This window comes from Nocardioides sp. LML1-1-1.1, from assembly GCF_040676175.1.
Classification (GTDB): domain Bacteria; phylum Actinomycetota; class Actinomycetes; order Propionibacteriales; family Nocardioidaceae; genus Nocardioides.
The window spans coordinates 796,896-811,866 of record NZ_JBEGHK010000002.1 but is presented as its reverse complement, the minus strand read 5'-3'; the positions used below and the strand labels follow the sequence as shown (position 1 = coordinate 811,866).

Here is a 14,971-nt window from a genome sequence, read left to right as displayed (position 1 = left end):
CCGACTGTCTTTACCCGTCTCATCCGACCTCCGCCCGCGCCGATGGACTGCGCGGAAGGAGGGACGATGGACGACGACGCAGAGATCATCGCGGAGTTCCTCGTGGAGTCCCACGAGAACCTCGACCAGCTCGACCGTGACCTGGTCGAGCTGGAGCAGCAGCCCGACTCACGGGAGCGGCTCTCGAGCATCTTCCGCACGATCCACACCATCAAGGGCACCAGCGGGTTCCTGGCGTTCAACCGCCTGGAGCAGCTGACGCACGTGGGCGAGACGCTGCTGTCGCGGCTGCGCGACGGCGAGGCCGTGATGACGCCCGCGATCGCCGAGGCGCTGCTCTCGATGGTCGACACCGTCCGTGCCCTCCTCGACGTGATCGAGCGGACCAGCAGCGACACCGACCCCGCGGTCGACGTCGCGCCGGTGGTCGCCGTCATCGAACGCCTGCTGACCGGTGCCGGCGAGGTCACGGAGGAGCCGGTCGTGTCCCCGGCGGCCTCCTCCGTGGCCCCGCCGGCCGAGCCGGAGCCCGCGCCGGAGCCGGTCGTCGAGACCGTGCCGGCGCCGGAGCCCGACCTCGAGCCGGTGCGCGTCGAGGCTCGGGTCGAGTCCTCGGTCCGGGTGGACGTCGACCTGCTCGACGACCTGGTCGACCTCGTCGGCGAGCTGGTGCTCACCCGCAACCAGCTGCTCCAGCGCAGCCTGTCCTCGCCGGACGTCGAGCTGGTGCGTGCCAGCCAGCGCCTCGACCTGGTGGCCAGCGAGCTGCAGGAGTCGGTCATGAAGACCCGCATGCAGCCGATCGGCCAGGTCTGGTCGAAGATGCCGCGCGTCGTGCGCGACCTGTCCCACCAGCTCGGCCGCGAGGTGGAGCTGGTCATGGAGGGCCACGAGACCGAGCTCGACCGCAGCCTCCTCGAGGCCGTCAAGGACCCGCTGACCCACCTGGTGCGCAACTCGCTGGACCACGGCATCGAGCCGCCCGGCGTACGCGCGGCGGCGGGCAAGCCCACCAAGGGCACGCTGAGCCTGCGGGCCTACCACGAGTCCGGCCAGGTGGTCGTCGAGATCGCCGACGACGGCAAGGGCATCGACCCCGACCGGATCGCCGCCGTGGCGCTCGAGCGTGGCGTCGTGACCCGTGAGCAGCTGTCCCGGATGGACGGCCGGGAGGTGCTCGGCCTGATCTTCCGCCCCGGCTTCTCGACCGCCGCCGCGGTCTCCAACATCTCCGGGCGTGGGGTCGGCATGGACGTCGTGCGCACCAACATCGAGCGGATCGGCGGCAGCGTCGACGTCGCCTCCGAACCCGGCCGCGGTACGACGACGAGGGTCCGCATCCCGCTGACGCTCGCCATCATCCCGGCGCTCGTCGTCGGCGAGGGCGTGGAGCGCTACGCGATCCCGCAGGCCAACCTCGTCGAGCTCGTCCGGATCGAGGGCGAGGACCTGCAGCGCCAGGTCGAGGACCTCGCGGGCGCCCCGGTGCTGCGGCTGCGCGGCAAGCTGCTGCCCCTCGTCTCGCTGTCGGGCGTGCTCACCGGCGACCAACCGGCCGCGGGCGAGCCGCTCACGGTCGTGGTGCTGCAGTCCGACGACGTGCGCTTCGGGTTGTGCGTCTCGACGGTGCACGACACCCAGGAGATCGTCGTCAAGCCGGTCGGCCGGCAGCTCAAGGCCCTGGCGATGTACGCCGGCGCGACCATCATGGGCGACGGTCGGGTCGCGCTGATCCTCGACGTCGCCGGCATCGCCGCGACCGCCGGCGTGGGCGCCACGCAGGCCGAGTCCACCGACCCCCGGACCACCGTCACCGATGACCGCACCGCCCTGCTGGTGCTCGAGGTCGCCGACGGCCGCCGCGCAGCCCTCCCGCTCGCGGCGGTCGCTCGGCTCGAGGAGTTCGAGCGGGAGCGGATCGAGCGCAGCGGCGTGGCCGAGGTGGTGCAGTACCGCGACGGGATCCTGCCGCTGGTGCGCCTCGCGACCGCGATCGGGCTGCCGGACACCAGCGACCGCAGCGAGCAGGTCAGCGTCGTGGTGCACGAGACCGGCGACGCCGGGGGAGCGGTCGGGATCGTCATCGACCGGGTCCTCGACGTGGTCGAGGTCGCGGTGAGCGCGAGCCAGGTCGGGCGTCGTACCGGGGTGACGGGCAGTGCCGTCGTGCAGGACCGGGTCACCGACCTGGTCGACCTGGAGGCCGTCGTGGCCCGGTCAGGAGTGAGCGCATGAGCACCACCGCCACCCGCACCGCCGAGCAGTACTGCACCTTCTGGGTCGCCGACCTCTACTTCGGGGTCGCCGTCGACGAGGTGCAGGAGGTGCTGCGCCACCAGCCGATGACACCGGTGCCGCGCGCCGACGAGGCCGTGACCGGCCTGATCAACCTGCGCGGCCAGATCGTGACCGCCGTCGACCTGCGGGTGCGTCTCGGGCTCCCGCCCCGGCCCGCCGAGCAGGTCCCCATGAACGTGATCGTCCGCAGTCGCGGCGAGGTGGTCAGCCTCCTCGTCGACGACATCGGGGACGTGATCGACCCTGGACGGATGGGCGCCGTGGACGCCCAGCCGCCGCCCTCGAACATGCCCCGGGGCGTGCAGGACGTGGTCCGCGGGGTGCGCCCGCTGACCGACACCATCCTGCTCGTCCTCGACGCAGATCGCGCGGTCGACGTAGCGACCACGCCCGACAACCCCGGAGGAAACCCGTGACCGAGATCCTGGACGTGCCGGTCAACGGCACCGGTCCCACCAAGAGCACCCGCGCCGGCCGGCCGCGCCCCGCGGCCACCACGCCGTCGCCCGAGCCCGTCGAGACCGACACCGGCTCGGCGTCGTTCGCGCTGTCGATGATGGAGAACAGCCCGACGAACATGATGTTCGCCGACCTCGACTTCGTCATCCGCTACATGAACCCGGCCTCGCTGAAGACCCTGCGCGGTCTGGAGGCCGCGCTGCCGGTCGCCGCCGACCAGGTGGTCGGCTCCAGCCTGGACGTCTTCCACAAGAACCCGGCGTACCAGCGGGGGCTGCTGGAGACCGCCGAGCACCTGCCGCGGCGCGCGAACATCAAGGTCGGCGAGGAGACCCTCGACCTGCTGGTCAGCGCGATCACCGACGCCGAGGGCCGGTACGTCGGTGCGATGGCCACCTGGGAGGTCATCACCGACCGCCTGCGGGCCGAGCGCGAGCGCACCGAGGCGGAGGCCGACACGGCGGCCGTCAACAAGATCCTGTCCAGCCTGAGCGCCGCGACCGACGTCGAGCACGCCGTGCAGACCGCGCTGGACACGGTGCGCGGGGAGTTTGGCTGGGCCTACGGCTCGTTCTGGAAGATCGACCCGGCCGACCGGACGCTGAGGTTCGACCGCGAGTCGGGCGACGCGGGCCCGGAGTTCCGCCGGGTCACCCTGCAGGCCTCGTTCGCCGAGGGCGTCGGCCTGTCCGGCCGGGCCTGGGCGCAGCGCGACCTCTACTTCACCCCGGACATCGGCGAGATGACCGACTGCGTGCGGGCGCCGATCGCCCAGCAGGTGGGCGTGAAGTCGGGTGTCTGCTTCCCGATCATCGTCGACGGCGAGGTCGTCGGCACGATGGACTTCTTCGCCACCGAGACGCTCAAGCCGAGCAACCAGCGGCTCGAGGCCCTGCGCAACGTCGGCCGGCTGGTCTCGCAGGCCATCGCCCGGATCGAGCGCGAGAGCGCGGAGCGGGAGGCGGCGGCGGTGATCGCCGCCAAGGTGGCACAGATCCTCGACGTGGTCTCGGCGGCCGCCGCGGGCGACCTGACCCGCGAGCTGGACATCGAGGGCGACGACGCCGTCGGCCAGGTCGCCTCCGGCCTGCGCACCCTGCTCGGCACGTTGCGCGAGTCGATGGGCAACATCGGCGGGACGGCCGAGACGCTCTCCGCGGCCGCCGACCAGCTCACCTCGCTGGCCGAGGGCATGGGCGAGGGCGCCTCGATGACCTCCGACCGCGCGGCCTCCGCGTCGAGCGCGTCGGTCCAGGTGTCCGCCTCCATCCAGACCGTCGCCACCGCGGCGGAGGAGATGACCGCCTCGATCCGCGAGATCGCCAAGAACGCCACCGAGGCGGCGACCGTCGCCACCGACGCGGTCACGGTGGCCTCCGAGGCCCAGGGCACCGTGGCCTCCCTCGGTGAGTCCTCGGCGGAGATCGGCCAGGTCATCAAGGTGATCACCTCGATCGCCCAGCAGACCAACCTGCTCGCCCTCAACGCGACCATCGAGGCCGCCCGCGCCGGCGACGCCGGCAAGGGCTTCGCGGTCGTCGCCAACGAGGTCAAGGAGCTCGCCAAGGAGACCGCCAAGGCCACCGAGGAGATCGGCCAGAAGATCGAGGCGATCCAGAGCGACACCCAGGGCGCGGTCTCCGCGATCAGCCGGATCGCCGACGTCATCGCCAAGATCAACGACATCCAGTCGACGATCGCCTCCGCCGTCGAGGAGCAGACCGCCACCACGAACGAGATCGCCCGCTCGGTCACCGAGGCCGCGGCCGGCGCCAACGGCATCGCCGAGGACGTCACCCAGGTCGCCACCGCCGCGGCCGACACCCGCGAGGGCGCGCAGAACACCCTGACCTCGGCCACCGAGCTGACCGGCATGGCCGGCGAGCTGCGGGACCTGGTGGGGCGCTTCGCGCTCTGAGTGGGGCTGCAGGAATCCCCGCTCACCCGGGGATTCCTGCGGTTCCCGCCCGTTGCAACGGGCAGGAACGTCGGAACACGTCGAGAACCCTCAGGGGCCTCCACCGCCGGTGGAGGCCCCTGAGGGTTGGTGCGGGCCGCGTCCCCGGTGCGGCCCGAGCGTGGGGAGCGGCTCAGCCGACCTGGCGGGCCGGCATCGGGGCGGCGCTGTCGCCACCCCGCAGCCGTACGGCGAGCAGGGCCGCCTGGGTGCGGTGCTGCAGCCCGAGCCGGGCGAGCAGCCCGGTGACGTGGTTCTTCACGGTCTTCTCGGCGAGGTAGAGCTCCTCGGCGATCTGCCGGTTGGTCATGCCCTCGGCGATGAGGAAGAAGATCTTGCGCTGCTGCGGGGTGAGCTCGCAGATGACGTCGAGCGACTTGCGCTGCATCTCCATCTGCTCCACGACGCGGCTGGCGACGGTGGGGTCGATGAGCGAGTGGCCGCCGGCGACGAGCTTGATGCCGCTGAGCAGCGAGTTGCCCTCGATCCGCTTGAGCACGTAGCCCGAGGCGCCGGCGAGGATCGCGGCGGAGATGGCGTCGGGGTCGTCGTACGTCGTCAGGATGAGGCCCTTGATGTCGGGGTCCACCGAGCGCATCTCGCGGCAGATGTCGACGCCGGTGCCGTCGGCCAGGTGGGCGTCGAGGATCGCGACGTCGGGCCGCAGCTCGAGGATCTCGCGCAGCGCGACGGTGGCGCTGCCGGACTGGCCGACGACCTCGATCGTGTCGTCGGTCGCGAGCAGGGCGGCCACCCCCCGTCGCACTACTTCATGGTCGTCGACGAGGTACACGCGGATGGGGCTCTGCTCGGTCACCTACCGAGTGTCCGCCGCCGCGGGGCGGAAAGGGGGACTTCGGCCCAGGACCGTCCGGAGGATCCGCGGGCATGGTCCTTTCGGACCAGGAGGTCCCGGCCGTTCGGAGGGACCGTCCCGGGTCAGCGGGCCTGGAGCTCGGCCAGGGCGGTGGAGATGTCGCGCTCGCTGCGGCGCAGCTCGGCCAGCAGGGCGACGATCTCGCCGGTGGTGAGGTGGCCGCTGCCGGTGGACGGCTCGAGCCACTCGTCGGCCTCGGCGGCGGTGATCCGGCCCCCGATCTCCAGGCGGTACGACGTGTCGGCGAGGTCGAACTCGACGTCGGCGACGACCGCGCTGTAGTGCTCGTCGGCGACCGGGTCGTGCACGACGACGTGCTCGCCGGGCTCCAGCCCGCGGATCAGACCCTGCTCGACGTGGCTGACGCCCAGCGAGCGGCTGCGCCGGGTGAACGGGCTCAGCGCGATCACGATCTGCTCCATGACGACTCCTGCACTTGCGGTGCCGGCACCGTGCCGACATCATCATCAACAGCCGAGCGGCCCGGTCGTTATGCCTGGCCCGGTCCTCTCGCGGCTAGTCAATTGGGACTAGCCAAGATGATCATCTCGGGTAGTATGTATGGAACGCCGCCGCTCGGGTAGTGGCGTCGCAGATGAAGTACACGTGGCCAAGCCCACCGCCACACCACTCTCGTCATCGGGAGTAGTCCAGTGTCCATCGTCCTTGAAGTACCCACCATTCCGACCACGCACACCGCCCGCCGCAGCCCGTCCTCTTCCGGGGACGACCCGCTGGCGTTGAGCCCGGAGGAGCGCAAGTCGCGCACGTCCGACCTGCTCGACCGTGCCACGCGTGCGAGCGGCGCCGAGCGCGACGCCCTGCTGGAGCAGGTCATCGTGATGAACATCCCGGTCGCCCGCTCGTTGGCCTCGCGCTACCGCAACCGCGGGCAGAGCCAGGAGGAGCTCGAGCAGGTCGCCTGCCTCGCGCTCACCCGGGCCGTCCAGGGGTTCGACCCCGAGCGGGGTGACGACCTCCTGGTCTTCGCGGTGCCGACCATCCTCGGCGAGCTGAAGCGGCACTTCCGCTCGGCGAGCTGGGCGGTCCGCCCGCCGCGCCGGGTCCAGGAGATCCGGCCCCGGCTGGCAGCCGCTGAGGAGGAGCTGGCCCAGTCGCTGGGCCGTCCGCCGACGCCCGCCGAGCTGGCGGCTGAGGTCGACGCCCCGGTCAACGAGGTCGAGGAGGCGCTGTCCTGCGGCGACCTCGCCCACGCCTCGTCGCTCGACGAGCCGGTCTCGGAGACGGGGAGCACGCTCGCCGAGCTGCTGCCCACCGCCGACGCGGGTTTCGAGCACAGCGAGGCCGTCGTCCTGCTGGGCCCGGCCTGCCGCAAGCTCAAGCCGCGGGACCGCCGGATCCTGCAGATGCGCTTCTACGAGCAGATGACCCAGCAGCAGATCGCCGACGAGCTCGGCGTGACGCAGGTCCAGGTCTCCCGGCTCCTGCAGCGCATCTTCACCGACCTCCGTCGCGCCGTCGCCGGCTCCGCCAGCAGCAGCGCGGCCTGAGGTCAGCGCGCCGCCGGTCACCGGTGGCGACTCGTGATCAGGCGGACCGCCCGAACCCACCCCCCGGGTGGTCCGCCGTCCACGGTCGCGACGACGGTCCACCGATATAGATCCGTCCGACACGCTCGACGGATCGAGTCGGTGGACCGCCGTCGTGCCTCGGCTCACGGGTGGAACAGCACCTTCACCATGCCGTCGCGCTTGTCCCGGAAGTCGGCGTACGCCGCCGGGGCGTCGGCCAACGGCAGGTGGTGGGTGGCGAACGACTCGACGCCGAGGTGGTCCTCGGGCTCCATCAGCAGGTCGAGGATGTCGTCGCTCCAGTGCCGCACGTTGGCCTGTCCCATCCGCAGCTGGACCTGCTTGTCGAACAGCTCCATCACCGGCATCGGGTCCATCGCGCCGCCGTAGACGCCGACGACGGAGATCGTGCCGCCGCGGCGCACCGCGTCGATCGCCAGGTGCAGCGCGGCCATCCGGTCCACGCCGACCGATTGCAGGAGCGGCTGGGCCAACCGGTCCGGCAGCAGGCCGACCACGTTGGACATGCCCTCCGCGACGGGGGAGCCGTGCGCCTCCATGCCGACCGCGTCGATGACCGCGTCGGCGCCACGACCCCTGGTGAGCTGCTGGACCTGCAGCAGGGCGTCGTCGTCGAGCGGGACCACCTCGGCGCCGTACGACGCGGCGCGGGCCCGGCGCTCCGGCACCGGGTCGACGACCAGCACCCGGTGCCCACGGTGGATCGCGATCCGGGCGCACATGTCGCCGATCGGCCCCGCGCCGAGCACCAGGACCGTGTCGCCGGAGCGCAGGTCGGCGTACTCCACGGCCTGCCACGCCGTCGGCAGCACGTCGGAGAGGAACACGAAGCGGTCGTCGGTCGGACCCTCCGGCACCTTGATCGGCAGCGAGTCGGCGAAGGGCACCCGCAGGAACTCCGCCTGCGCGCCGGGCACCTGCCCGTAGAGCTTGCTGTAGCCGAACAGGCTGGCGCCGGTGCCGTGCTCGCGGTTCTGGGTGGTCTCGCACTGGCTGTGCAGCCCGCGGGTGCACATCCAGCAGCTGCCGCAGCTGAGGTTGAACGGCACCACGACGCGGTCGCCCGCCCGGAGCGCGGACACCCCGGGCCCGGCCTCCTCGACGATGCCGATCGGCTCGTGGCCGACCACGTCGCCCGCCTCCATGTACGGCGCGAGCGGGTCGTAGAGGTGCAGGTCGGACCCGCACAGGCCGGTCGAGGTGACCCGGACGATGATGTCGTCCGGTCGCTGGATGCTCGGGTCGGGCACCTCCTCCACCGTCATCGTGCCCTTGCCCTGCCAGGTCACTGCCTTCATCGGGTGTCCTCCGCCTCCGTCGGTGTCACTTCTGCTGGTCGGACTTCTTCTTCCTCTTGCGCGGCGCGCGGTGGCTGCTGTCGCACCACGGCAGCCGCTCGGAGCGGCCGCAACGGCACAGCGCCACCACCGCGTGCTCGACCGGCGTGGGCTCGCCGTCGATGCCCACGACCTCGTCGGCGCCGCGGACGAGCAGGGGCCCGCCCGGGCACTCGGTCACGCTGACCCGCCGCCCGCTCATCCGGCGGCCCGGGTCGGGTGGCTGCGCTGGGGGCGGCGGCTGCCGCGCCACCGCTCCAGGAGCACCTGGCCGGCCAGGCCGTCCAGGGTCAGGCAGGCGGTCGCGCCGAGCAGCACGTCGTCGGCGAGCTCCGGCTCGTCGGTGACCAGCGCCCCGCAGATGGTGCGGATCGCGAGCTGCTCGTGCACCGCGTCGGCGAGCACGTGCTCCTCGTAGTAGTCGGCGACCGCCTCCGGCAGCCCGAGCCGCCGCGCGCCCTTCGCGATCCGGTCGCACGGCAGCGAGCTCGTCGCCTCGAACGCCGCCAGGTGTCCCAGCGCCGCCCCGCGCAGCCGGCGGTTGAGAGCGAACAGGGACATCACGTTGACCGAGGCGAGGGTCTCCCCGCCGGCCTGCTCGGCGTACGTCGCGACGTCGTCGGGCATGTCCAGCGACCGCAGCCCGCGGGCGAACATCTCCTGGTGCAGCCGGTCGGGACGACCGGAGCCGTACTCGTCGTACTGCAGCTCGGCGAGGCCGACCTTCGCGGCGCCGTCGAGGCGCGGCAGCAGGAAGCTGTGCGGGTCGGACTCGCGCAGGTGGTGGACCGCGCGCTCGGCGAGGTAGCCGCGGAACTCCTCCACGGTGGCGTGCCGCTCGAGGAAGCGGGTGACCTCGGAGGGGCCCTCGGAGACGGTCATCCGGCGCAGCGCGGTGATGACCCGGTCGGCCGGGTCGTCGCCCAGGTGGCCGAGCTCGTCGGCGGGCGCGGCCTCGGCGAGCAGCTGTCGCAGCGCGTGCTCGAAGGTGCGCTCCAGCGCGGCCCGGCTCACGATGAGCAGCGGGTCCCACTCGGCGTCCGGGTCGACGCCCTCGAAGCCGCGGTAGTGCAGCTCGTAGAGGATCCACAGTGCGAGCTGGAAGTCGCGGTCGGTGAGCGGGTCGAGGTCGCTCACCGCGTGGGGCAGGCCCACGGGCTGGGGGCCGGTCGGCTCGGCCGTGAGCGCGCGGACGACTCCCTCGCTGAGGGGGCCGCACGGCTGGGGGATCCGCATCGGGGGTTGCCTTCCTGTCGGGTCGGTGAGGGGGCCCTGTGTTGTGCCCCGCGGTGGGGATTCGAGATACTCGTGCCTGCAGACGACCGGGTCCGCCGCTGCCGCGCCATGTGGTTGCGGAGTACCCGGCGGCTCTTTCGGCACACGGGACCCGCGGGTGCCGCGGACGTTCGTTGGTGGAGGACAGATGGAGCAGGTGGGTCCCCTGGACCTGGCTGAGGGGCACCAGACGGGGCGTTTCGTCTATGACGTCAAGGCCGGCACCTGGGAGTGGGACGACGACGTCTACGCGCTCCACGGCTACCGGCCGGGCGAGGTGCAGGTCACGACCGAGCTGGTGCTGCGGCACAAGCACGAGCAGGACCGCGACCGGGTCGAGTCGCGGCTGCGCGAGGCGATGGCGGACGGTGCGCCGTTCAACATCTACTACCGGATCCTGGTCGGCGGCGACGTACGACGGGTGGTGCTGGTCGGCGAGGGCGAGCACGACCAGCAGGACGCCCCGCCCGGGGCCCCGGTCGACCGCCTCGTGGGCTACTACCTCGACCTCAGCCCGGAGCTGGAGGCCGAGACCAGCGCCGCCGCCTCGGCCGCGGTCGCCGCGTCCGCTGCTGCTCGCGACACGATCGAGCAGGCCAAGGGCATCTTGATGCTCGGCTACGGGCTCGACGCCGACGCGGCCTTCGCGATGCTCAAGTGGTGGTCGCGCAACCGCAACGTCAAGGTGCGCGAGGTCGCCGACCGGCTGATCCAGGTCGCCCGCGAGGGACACGTCAGCCACCCCGGCCTGCGCCGCCTGCTCGACAGCCTGCTGGACGACCTCACCGCACGACGGATCGGCGGGGCCTGAGCCGGGTACCTCCGGTCCATGACCGACAACGGATTCCCCGCCCAGCAGCAGACCCCGCCGGGACTGACCGGTGAGATGGACCCCGTGCCCGACCACGGCGAGCGGTCGTACGTCGGGCACGGCCGGTTGGAGGGCCAGGTGGCTCTCGTCACCGGCGGTGACTCCGGCATCGGCCGGGCGGTCGCGCTCGCCTACGCCCGTGAGGGCGCCGACGTGGCGTTCACGCACCTGGCCGAGGAGCAGCCCGACGCCGACGCCACCACCGCGTTGATCACCGACGCCGGGCGCAAGGCGCTGCCGATGGCGCTGGACCTGACCGAGCGGGAGGCGTGCGACGAGGCGGTGCGTCGTACCGTCGAGGAGCTGGGGGCGCTCGACGTCCTCGTCAACAACGCGGGCTACCAGATGGCGCGCGACCCGGAGCTGGAGGACTTCAGCGACAGCCGGATCGACCGCACCTTCAAGACCAACCTCTACGCCCTGATGTGGCTCACCCGGGCAGCGGTCCCGCACCTGCGCGAACGCCCCGGCTGCATCGTCAACAACACCTCCATCCAGGCCTTCGAGCCCTCCACGACGCTGCTCGACTACGCCGCCACGAAGGCCGCGATCAACAACCTCACCGTCAACCTCGCCGCCTCGCTGGGCGAGCACGGCATCCGGGTCAACGCGGTCGCCCCGGGACCGATCTGGACGCCGCTCCAACCGGCGACCCAGGAGCCGGAGAAGATCGAGAAGTTCGGCACCGACACCCCGCTGGGTCGCGCCGGGCAGCCGGCGGAGGTCGCGCCGGCCTTCGTCTTCCTCGCCTCGCCGGGCGAGGCGTCGTACGTCTCGGGGACGGTGCTGGGGGTCACGGGCGGGAAGCCGGTCTTCTAGGGCCGAATGCCTCCCGGGGACCGGGGTACCGCCTCGGCATGGTTGACGAGGCGGAAGAGAACGAAGGCCAGCTGTCCGAGGTCGCCAGCCGCAAGGCCGCGGGCGAGGTGACGCCCGGCGACGCGGTCGCCGGCCACCCCAGCGACCGCGAGGTGCAGGAGGGCTCGACCGGCCCGAACGCCCGCACCGGCGAGGACCACCACCCGGCCGACGTCGACCACGAGGCCGTGGTCGACGAGGAGCACGACGTCGATCCCGAGATCGCGGAGGAGGCCGACCAGGACCAGTACCCCCGCGTGCAGGACGTGGAGGAGGACCGGGCGTGAGGACCCCGCCGGCGCTGCGTGAGCGCCCGCGCCCCGCGGAGCAGATCACCCGCAACCTCGCGGAGCTGCTCCAGGAGCTGCGGGTCATGCAGACCGGCGTCCAGATCCTCACCGGGTTCTTGCTGACGGTGCCCTTCACCCAGCGCTTCCCCGACCTGAGCGACGCCCAGCAGAACCTCTACCTGTGCATCCTGATCGGTGCCGTGCTGACGACCCTCGTCATCGTGGCCCCGGTCTGCTACCACCGCCTGCTCTTCCGCCAGGGGGAGCGGCCGTGGCTGGTGAGCGCGGCGCACCTGTGCTGCCTCGCCGGCCTGATCGGCCTCGGCGTGGTCTCCGCCGCCGTCGTGTACCTCGTCTTCGACGTGGTGCTCGGCGGGCAGGCGGCCCCGATCGCCGCGGCGGCGGTCGCGCTGGCCTTCATCGCACTGTGGGCCGTGGTCCCTCTCACCCTCCGGGACCGCGAGTGATGAGCGGAGCCTGGCGTACGACCGTCGTCGCGGTCGCCCTGGCCGCGACGCTGACCGGCTGCTCGCTGGTCGGGCGACCGGACGCGAAGGCCTGGGACGACCGGGCCGAGCAGGCCCTCACCGACGCCGTCGGGCAGGTCCGGACGGCCCGGCTGGCGCTCGACTCCGCCCGGCGGGAGCGGACCTGGTCGTCGTACACCGTGGTGCTGGTGGCGCAGGCCGAGGAGGCGATGGGCACCGCGCAGGACGACCTGTCCCGGCTGCAGGTGCCGGACGGCCGCGCCGAGCGGGCCGAGCGCGTCGAGCAGCTCCTCGACGACGCGAGCACGGCCGTCGAGGACGCGCGCGCCGCCGCCGTCGCTGGACGGTACGACGACGCGGGGCTCCGCCAGGAGCTGACCGACCTCGGCGCCCGGCTGGAGAGCGAGGCGGGGCGGTGAAGCGCTACCTCGCCGTCCTGCTCGGGGTGCTGACGGCGATCGGCGGCTTCGTCGACATCGGCGACCTGGTCACCAACGCCCAGGTGGGCGCCCGCTTCGGGCTCGGCATGGCGTGGGTGGTGGTCGTCGGGGTCGTGGGCATCTGCCTGTTCGCGGAGATGTCCGGCCGGATCGCCGCCGTCAGCCACCGGGCCACCTTCGACCTGGTCCGCGAGCGGCTCGGGCCGCGGATGGGCTTCCTCAACCTGGTCGGCTCGATGCTGGTGACCCTGTTGACCTTCATCGCCGAGATCGGCGGCGTGGCCCTGGCCCTGCAGCTCGTCAGCTCGGTCGACCACGTGCTGATCGTGCCCTTCGTCGCCGTCGCGGTGTGGCTGGTGCTGTGGCGGGCGAAGTTCTCCTCGATCGAGAACGTCCTCGGCCTGATGGGCCTGGCCCTCATCGCCTTCGCGGTCGCGCTGTGGCAGCTCGGGCCGGACTGGGGCGACCTGGCCCGCACCCTGTCGCCGGCGGAGAAGCCGGCCGAGGAGAGCTGGGCCACCTACGCCTACTTCGCGGTCGCGCTGTTCGGGGCCGCCATGACGCCGTACGAGGTCTTCTTCTTCTCCAGCGGCGGCGTCGAGGAGCGCTGGACCGAGAAGGACATCGGCGTGATGCGGGCCAACGTGCTCGTCGGCTTCCCGCTGGGCGGGCTGCTCTCGGTCGCCATCGCCGGCTGCGCCGCGGTCGTCTTCATGCCCCAGGGCATCGGCGTGGAGACCCTCGGCCAGGTCGGCCTCCCGGTCGCCATCGCGCTGGGCAAGATCGGGCTGGCGATCGTGGTGCTCGGCTTCTTCGCCGCCACCTTCGGTGCTGCCTGCGAGACCGGGCTCTCGGTCGGCTACAGCCTGGCGCAGTACGGCGGCTTCCAGTGGGGCAAGTACGTCAAGGCCCGCGACGCGGCCGGCTTCCACGTGGTCATCCTGGTCGCGACGGTGCTCGCGGCCGGCGTCCTGATCACCGGGGTGGACCCGATCATGGTCACCGAGGTCTCGGTGGTCTTCTCCGCGATCGCGCTGCCGCTGACCTACTTCCCGATCCTCGTGGTCGCCAACGACCCGGACTACCTCGGCGAGCACGTCAACGGCCGCTTCGCCAACACCCTCGGCGTGGTCTACCTCGTGATCATCGTGGTCTCCGCGGTGGCCGCGATCCCGCTGATGGTGCTGACCTCGATGGGACAGGGCTGATGACGCACGACTACCAGCCCCCGCCGCACCGCTCGCCGCGCTTCCACGGCTGGCCCGACGTCGAGTACGACGCCGCGCTGCACCTGCTCGACCGCCAGGTCGTCGACGTGGCGGGCCGTCAGGTCGCCAAGGTCGACGACCTCGAGCTGACCCTGGACGCCGACGGGCGGCTGGTGCCGACCGGGCTCCTCGTGGGTCTGCCGGCCCTGCTGCCGCGCTTCGGGCCACGGCTGGGCGCGTTGCTGGCCCGCACCCACGACCAGGTCTACGACGCCCAGGCCAACCGGTCGCGCCCCGACGTCGTCGACCTCGGCCTGGTCCACGACGTCAGCAGCGAGGTGCACCTCTCCGTGCCACGCACCGGCCTGCTCCGGCCGCGGGAGGACGTCGACCCCGCACCCGAGCGGTGGCGGCTCGGCACGCTGCTCGGGCTGCCGGTGGCAGCCTCGCGCGAGACCGGCATCGTGGCGCGCAGCCGCCTGCTCGACGTACGGCTGCGGCCGACGGGGGACGGGCGACGCCACGTCGTGGGCGCGTTGGTCGTCGGTCCCGGCCGCCCGGGCGCGCTGCTCGGCTACGACCGGCACGACCACCCCTCGCCGTGGCTGGTCGCGCGCCTGGTGCGCTGGCTGCACCGCCACGCCTGCCTCGTCGAGATGGGCCCGGCGGTCGACATCGACCGCGACACCGGCGAGGTGCGGATCGGCCGGGAGGCGTCTTGCCGGCCGCTGCTCGGGTAGTGCCAGGGAGCACCGGTCCGACGAGGAAGGGAAGTGTCATGCCCGGCAAGAAGCACGGTCCCGGCATCAAGAACCCGGACGTCTACGAGGAGCTGCGCGACGACGGCGCCAGCAAGGAGAAGGCCGCCCGGATCTCGAACGCGATGAAGTCCGAGGGCGCCTCGAAGGTCGGCCGCCGCGGCGGCAAGGCCGGCGACTACGAGGACTGGACTGTCGAGGAGCTGCGCAAGCGGGCGGCGGAGATCGGCATCGACGGCCGCTCCGACATGCGCAAGGGCGAGCTGATCGACGCGCTCCGCAACCACTGAGGTCGAGTCGGC

General features: G+C 72.3%; 17 protein-coding genes. 12 read left to right on the top strand and 5 right to left on the bottom strand.

The window, feature by feature from the left end; translation table 11 throughout:
• Positions 1–66: 66 nt before the first annotated feature.
• Genes MRBLML1_RS10740 through MRBLML1_RS10730 form a run of 3 tightly spaced genes read left to right on the top strand, consistent with a single transcriptional unit; the run spans position 67 to position 4,675 of the window.
• Positions 67–2,235 carry a chemotaxis protein CheW gene (locus tag MRBLML1_RS10740; protein ID WP_364515423.1) on the top strand — a complete coding sequence of 723 codons (2,169 nt, stop codon included), beginning with the start codon at positions 67–69 and terminating at the stop codon, positions 2,233–2,235.
• Positions 2,232–2,714, top strand: a complete 483-nt coding sequence (locus MRBLML1_RS10735) for a chemotaxis protein CheW (protein ID WP_364515420.1) — start codon at positions 2,232–2,234, stop codon at positions 2,712–2,714. The genes MRBLML1_RS10740 and MRBLML1_RS10735 overlap by 4 nt, the downstream gene beginning before the upstream one ends.
• Positions 2,711–4,675 (top strand): methyl-accepting chemotaxis protein, encoded by a 1,965-nt coding sequence (locus tag MRBLML1_RS10730; RefSeq protein WP_364515417.1) that lies wholly within the window; start codon positions 2,711–2,713, stop codon positions 4,673–4,675. Before MRBLML1_RS10735 ends, MRBLML1_RS10730 begins: the two co-directional genes overlap by 4 nt.
• A gap of 172 nt (positions 4,676–4,847) precedes the next feature.
• Here MRBLML1_RS10730 and MRBLML1_RS10725 read toward each other — a convergent pair whose 3' ends face one another.
• Positions 4,848–5,531, bottom strand: coding sequence for a response regulator transcription factor (locus tag MRBLML1_RS10725; RefSeq protein WP_364515414.1), 684 nt, complete (start codon positions 5,529–5,531; stop codon positions 4,848–4,850).
• Positions 5,532–5,653: 122 nt separating this feature from the next.
• Entirely contained in the window at positions 5,654–6,013 is a 360-nt protein-coding gene (locus MRBLML1_RS10720) for a hypothetical protein (RefSeq protein WP_364515411.1), read from the bottom strand.
• A gap of 318 nt (positions 6,014–6,331) precedes the next feature.
• On the opposite strand from MRBLML1_RS10720, the gene MRBLML1_RS10715 reads away from it, so the two are divergent.
• Entirely contained in the window at positions 6,332–7,102 is a 771-nt protein-coding gene (locus MRBLML1_RS10715; RefSeq protein ID WP_364515408.1) for a sigma-70 family RNA polymerase sigma factor, read from the top strand.
• 164 nt (positions 7,103–7,266) lie between these two features.
• On the opposite strand, the gene MRBLML1_RS10710 is transcribed toward MRBLML1_RS10715, so the two are convergent.
• From MRBLML1_RS10710 to MRBLML1_RS10700, 3 genes are read right to left on the bottom strand one after another with little or no spacing between them, the layout of a single operon-like run.
• Positions 7,267–8,442, bottom strand: coding sequence for an alcohol dehydrogenase catalytic domain-containing protein (locus MRBLML1_RS10710; protein ID WP_364515406.1), 1,176 nt, complete (start codon positions 8,440–8,442; stop codon positions 7,267–7,269).
• A gap of 25 nt (positions 8,443–8,467) precedes the next feature.
• Complete coding sequence (locus MRBLML1_RS10705; RefSeq protein ID WP_364515403.1) at positions 8,468–8,662, bottom strand: CDGSH iron-sulfur domain-containing protein; 195 nt, start codon at positions 8,660–8,662, stop codon at positions 8,468–8,470.
• A 17-nt stretch (positions 8,663–8,679) separates the two neighbouring features.
• Positions 8,680–9,717 (bottom strand): iron-containing redox enzyme family protein, encoded by a 1,038-nt coding sequence (locus MRBLML1_RS10700; RefSeq protein WP_364515400.1) that lies wholly within the window; start codon positions 9,715–9,717, stop codon positions 8,680–8,682.
• 196 nt (positions 9,718–9,913) lie between these two features.
• Between MRBLML1_RS10700 and MRBLML1_RS10695 the strand changes: the two genes are divergently transcribed.
• Genes MRBLML1_RS10695 through MRBLML1_RS10660 form a run of 8 tightly spaced genes read left to right on the top strand, consistent with a single transcriptional unit; the run spans position 9,914 to position 14,959 of the window.
• Positions 9,914–10,567, top strand: a complete 654-nt coding sequence (locus tag MRBLML1_RS10695) for a PAS and ANTAR domain-containing protein (RefSeq protein ID WP_364515397.1) — start codon at positions 9,914–9,916, stop codon at positions 10,565–10,567.
• 18 nt (positions 10,568–10,585) lie between these two features.
• Positions 10,586–11,446, top strand: coding sequence for an SDR family oxidoreductase (locus MRBLML1_RS10690; protein ID WP_364515395.1), 861 nt, complete (start codon positions 10,586–10,588; stop codon positions 11,444–11,446).
• Between the two features lie 38 nt (positions 11,447–11,484).
• Entirely contained in the window at positions 11,485–11,772 is a 288-nt protein-coding gene (locus MRBLML1_RS10685; RefSeq protein WP_364515392.1) for a hypothetical protein, read from the top strand.
• Complete coding sequence (locus MRBLML1_RS10680) at positions 11,769–12,242, top strand: DUF6328 family protein (RefSeq protein WP_364515390.1); 474 nt, start codon at positions 11,769–11,771, stop codon at positions 12,240–12,242. Before MRBLML1_RS10685 ends, MRBLML1_RS10680 begins: the two co-directional genes overlap by 4 nt.
• Positions 12,242–12,682: a hypothetical protein gene (locus MRBLML1_RS10675; RefSeq protein ID WP_364515387.1), complete on the top strand. Its 441-nt coding sequence runs from the start codon at positions 12,242–12,244 to the stop codon at positions 12,680–12,682. The genes MRBLML1_RS10680 and MRBLML1_RS10675 overlap by 1 nt, the downstream gene beginning before the upstream one ends.
• Positions 12,679–13,911 (top strand): NRAMP family divalent metal transporter, encoded by a 1,233-nt coding sequence (locus MRBLML1_RS10670; protein WP_364515384.1) that lies wholly within the window; start codon positions 12,679–12,681, stop codon positions 13,909–13,911. The genes MRBLML1_RS10675 and MRBLML1_RS10670 overlap by 4 nt, the downstream gene beginning before the upstream one ends.
• Positions 13,911–14,651 carry a hypothetical protein gene (locus tag MRBLML1_RS10665; RefSeq protein ID WP_364515381.1) on the top strand — a complete coding sequence of 247 codons (741 nt, stop codon included), beginning with the start codon at positions 13,911–13,913 and terminating at the stop codon, positions 14,649–14,651. The genes MRBLML1_RS10670 and MRBLML1_RS10665 overlap by 1 nt, the downstream gene beginning before the upstream one ends.
• A gap of 38 nt (positions 14,652–14,689) precedes the next feature.
• Positions 14,690–14,959 (top strand): DUF7218 family protein, encoded by a 270-nt coding sequence (locus MRBLML1_RS10660; protein WP_364515378.1) that lies wholly within the window; start codon positions 14,690–14,692, stop codon positions 14,957–14,959.
• Positions 14,960–14,971: the final 12 nt, after the last annotated feature.

Excerpts from the sequence above, each read along its gene's own strand:
- MRBLML1_RS10700 (WP_364515400.1), bottom strand. The coding sequence starts at position 9,717 with ATGCGGATCCCCCAGCCGTGCGGCCCCCTCAGCGAGGGAGTCGTCCGC.
- MRBLML1_RS10665 (WP_364515381.1), top strand. The coding sequence starts at position 13,911 with ATGACGCACGACTACCAGCCCCCGCCGCACCGCTCGCCGCGCTTCCAC.
- MRBLML1_RS10710 (WP_364515406.1), bottom strand. The coding sequence starts at position 8,442 with ATGAAGGCAGTGACCTGGCAGGGCAAGGGCACGATGACGGTGGAGGAG.
- MRBLML1_RS10660 (WP_364515378.1), top strand. The coding sequence starts at position 14,690 with ATGCCCGGCAAGAAGCACGGTCCCGGCATCAAGAACCCGGACGTCTAC.
- MRBLML1_RS10690 (WP_364515395.1), top strand. The coding sequence starts at position 10,586 with ATGACCGACAACGGATTCCCCGCCCAGCAGCAGACCCCGCCGGGACTG.
- MRBLML1_RS10675 (WP_364515387.1), top strand. The coding sequence starts at position 12,242 with ATGAGCGGAGCCTGGCGTACGACCGTCGTCGCGGTCGCCCTGGCCGCG.
- MRBLML1_RS10735 (WP_364515420.1), top strand. The coding sequence starts at position 2,232 with ATGAGCACCACCGCCACCCGCACCGCCGAGCAGTACTGCACCTTCTGG.
- MRBLML1_RS10685 (WP_364515392.1), top strand. The coding sequence starts at position 11,485 with ATGGTTGACGAGGCGGAAGAGAACGAAGGCCAGCTGTCCGAGGTCGCC.
- MRBLML1_RS10740 (WP_364515423.1), top strand. The coding sequence starts at position 67 with ATGGACGACGACGCAGAGATCATCGCGGAGTTCCTCGTGGAGTCCCAC.
- MRBLML1_RS10720 (WP_364515411.1), bottom strand. The coding sequence starts at position 6,013 with ATGGAGCAGATCGTGATCGCGCTGAGCCCGTTCACCCGGCGCAGCCGC.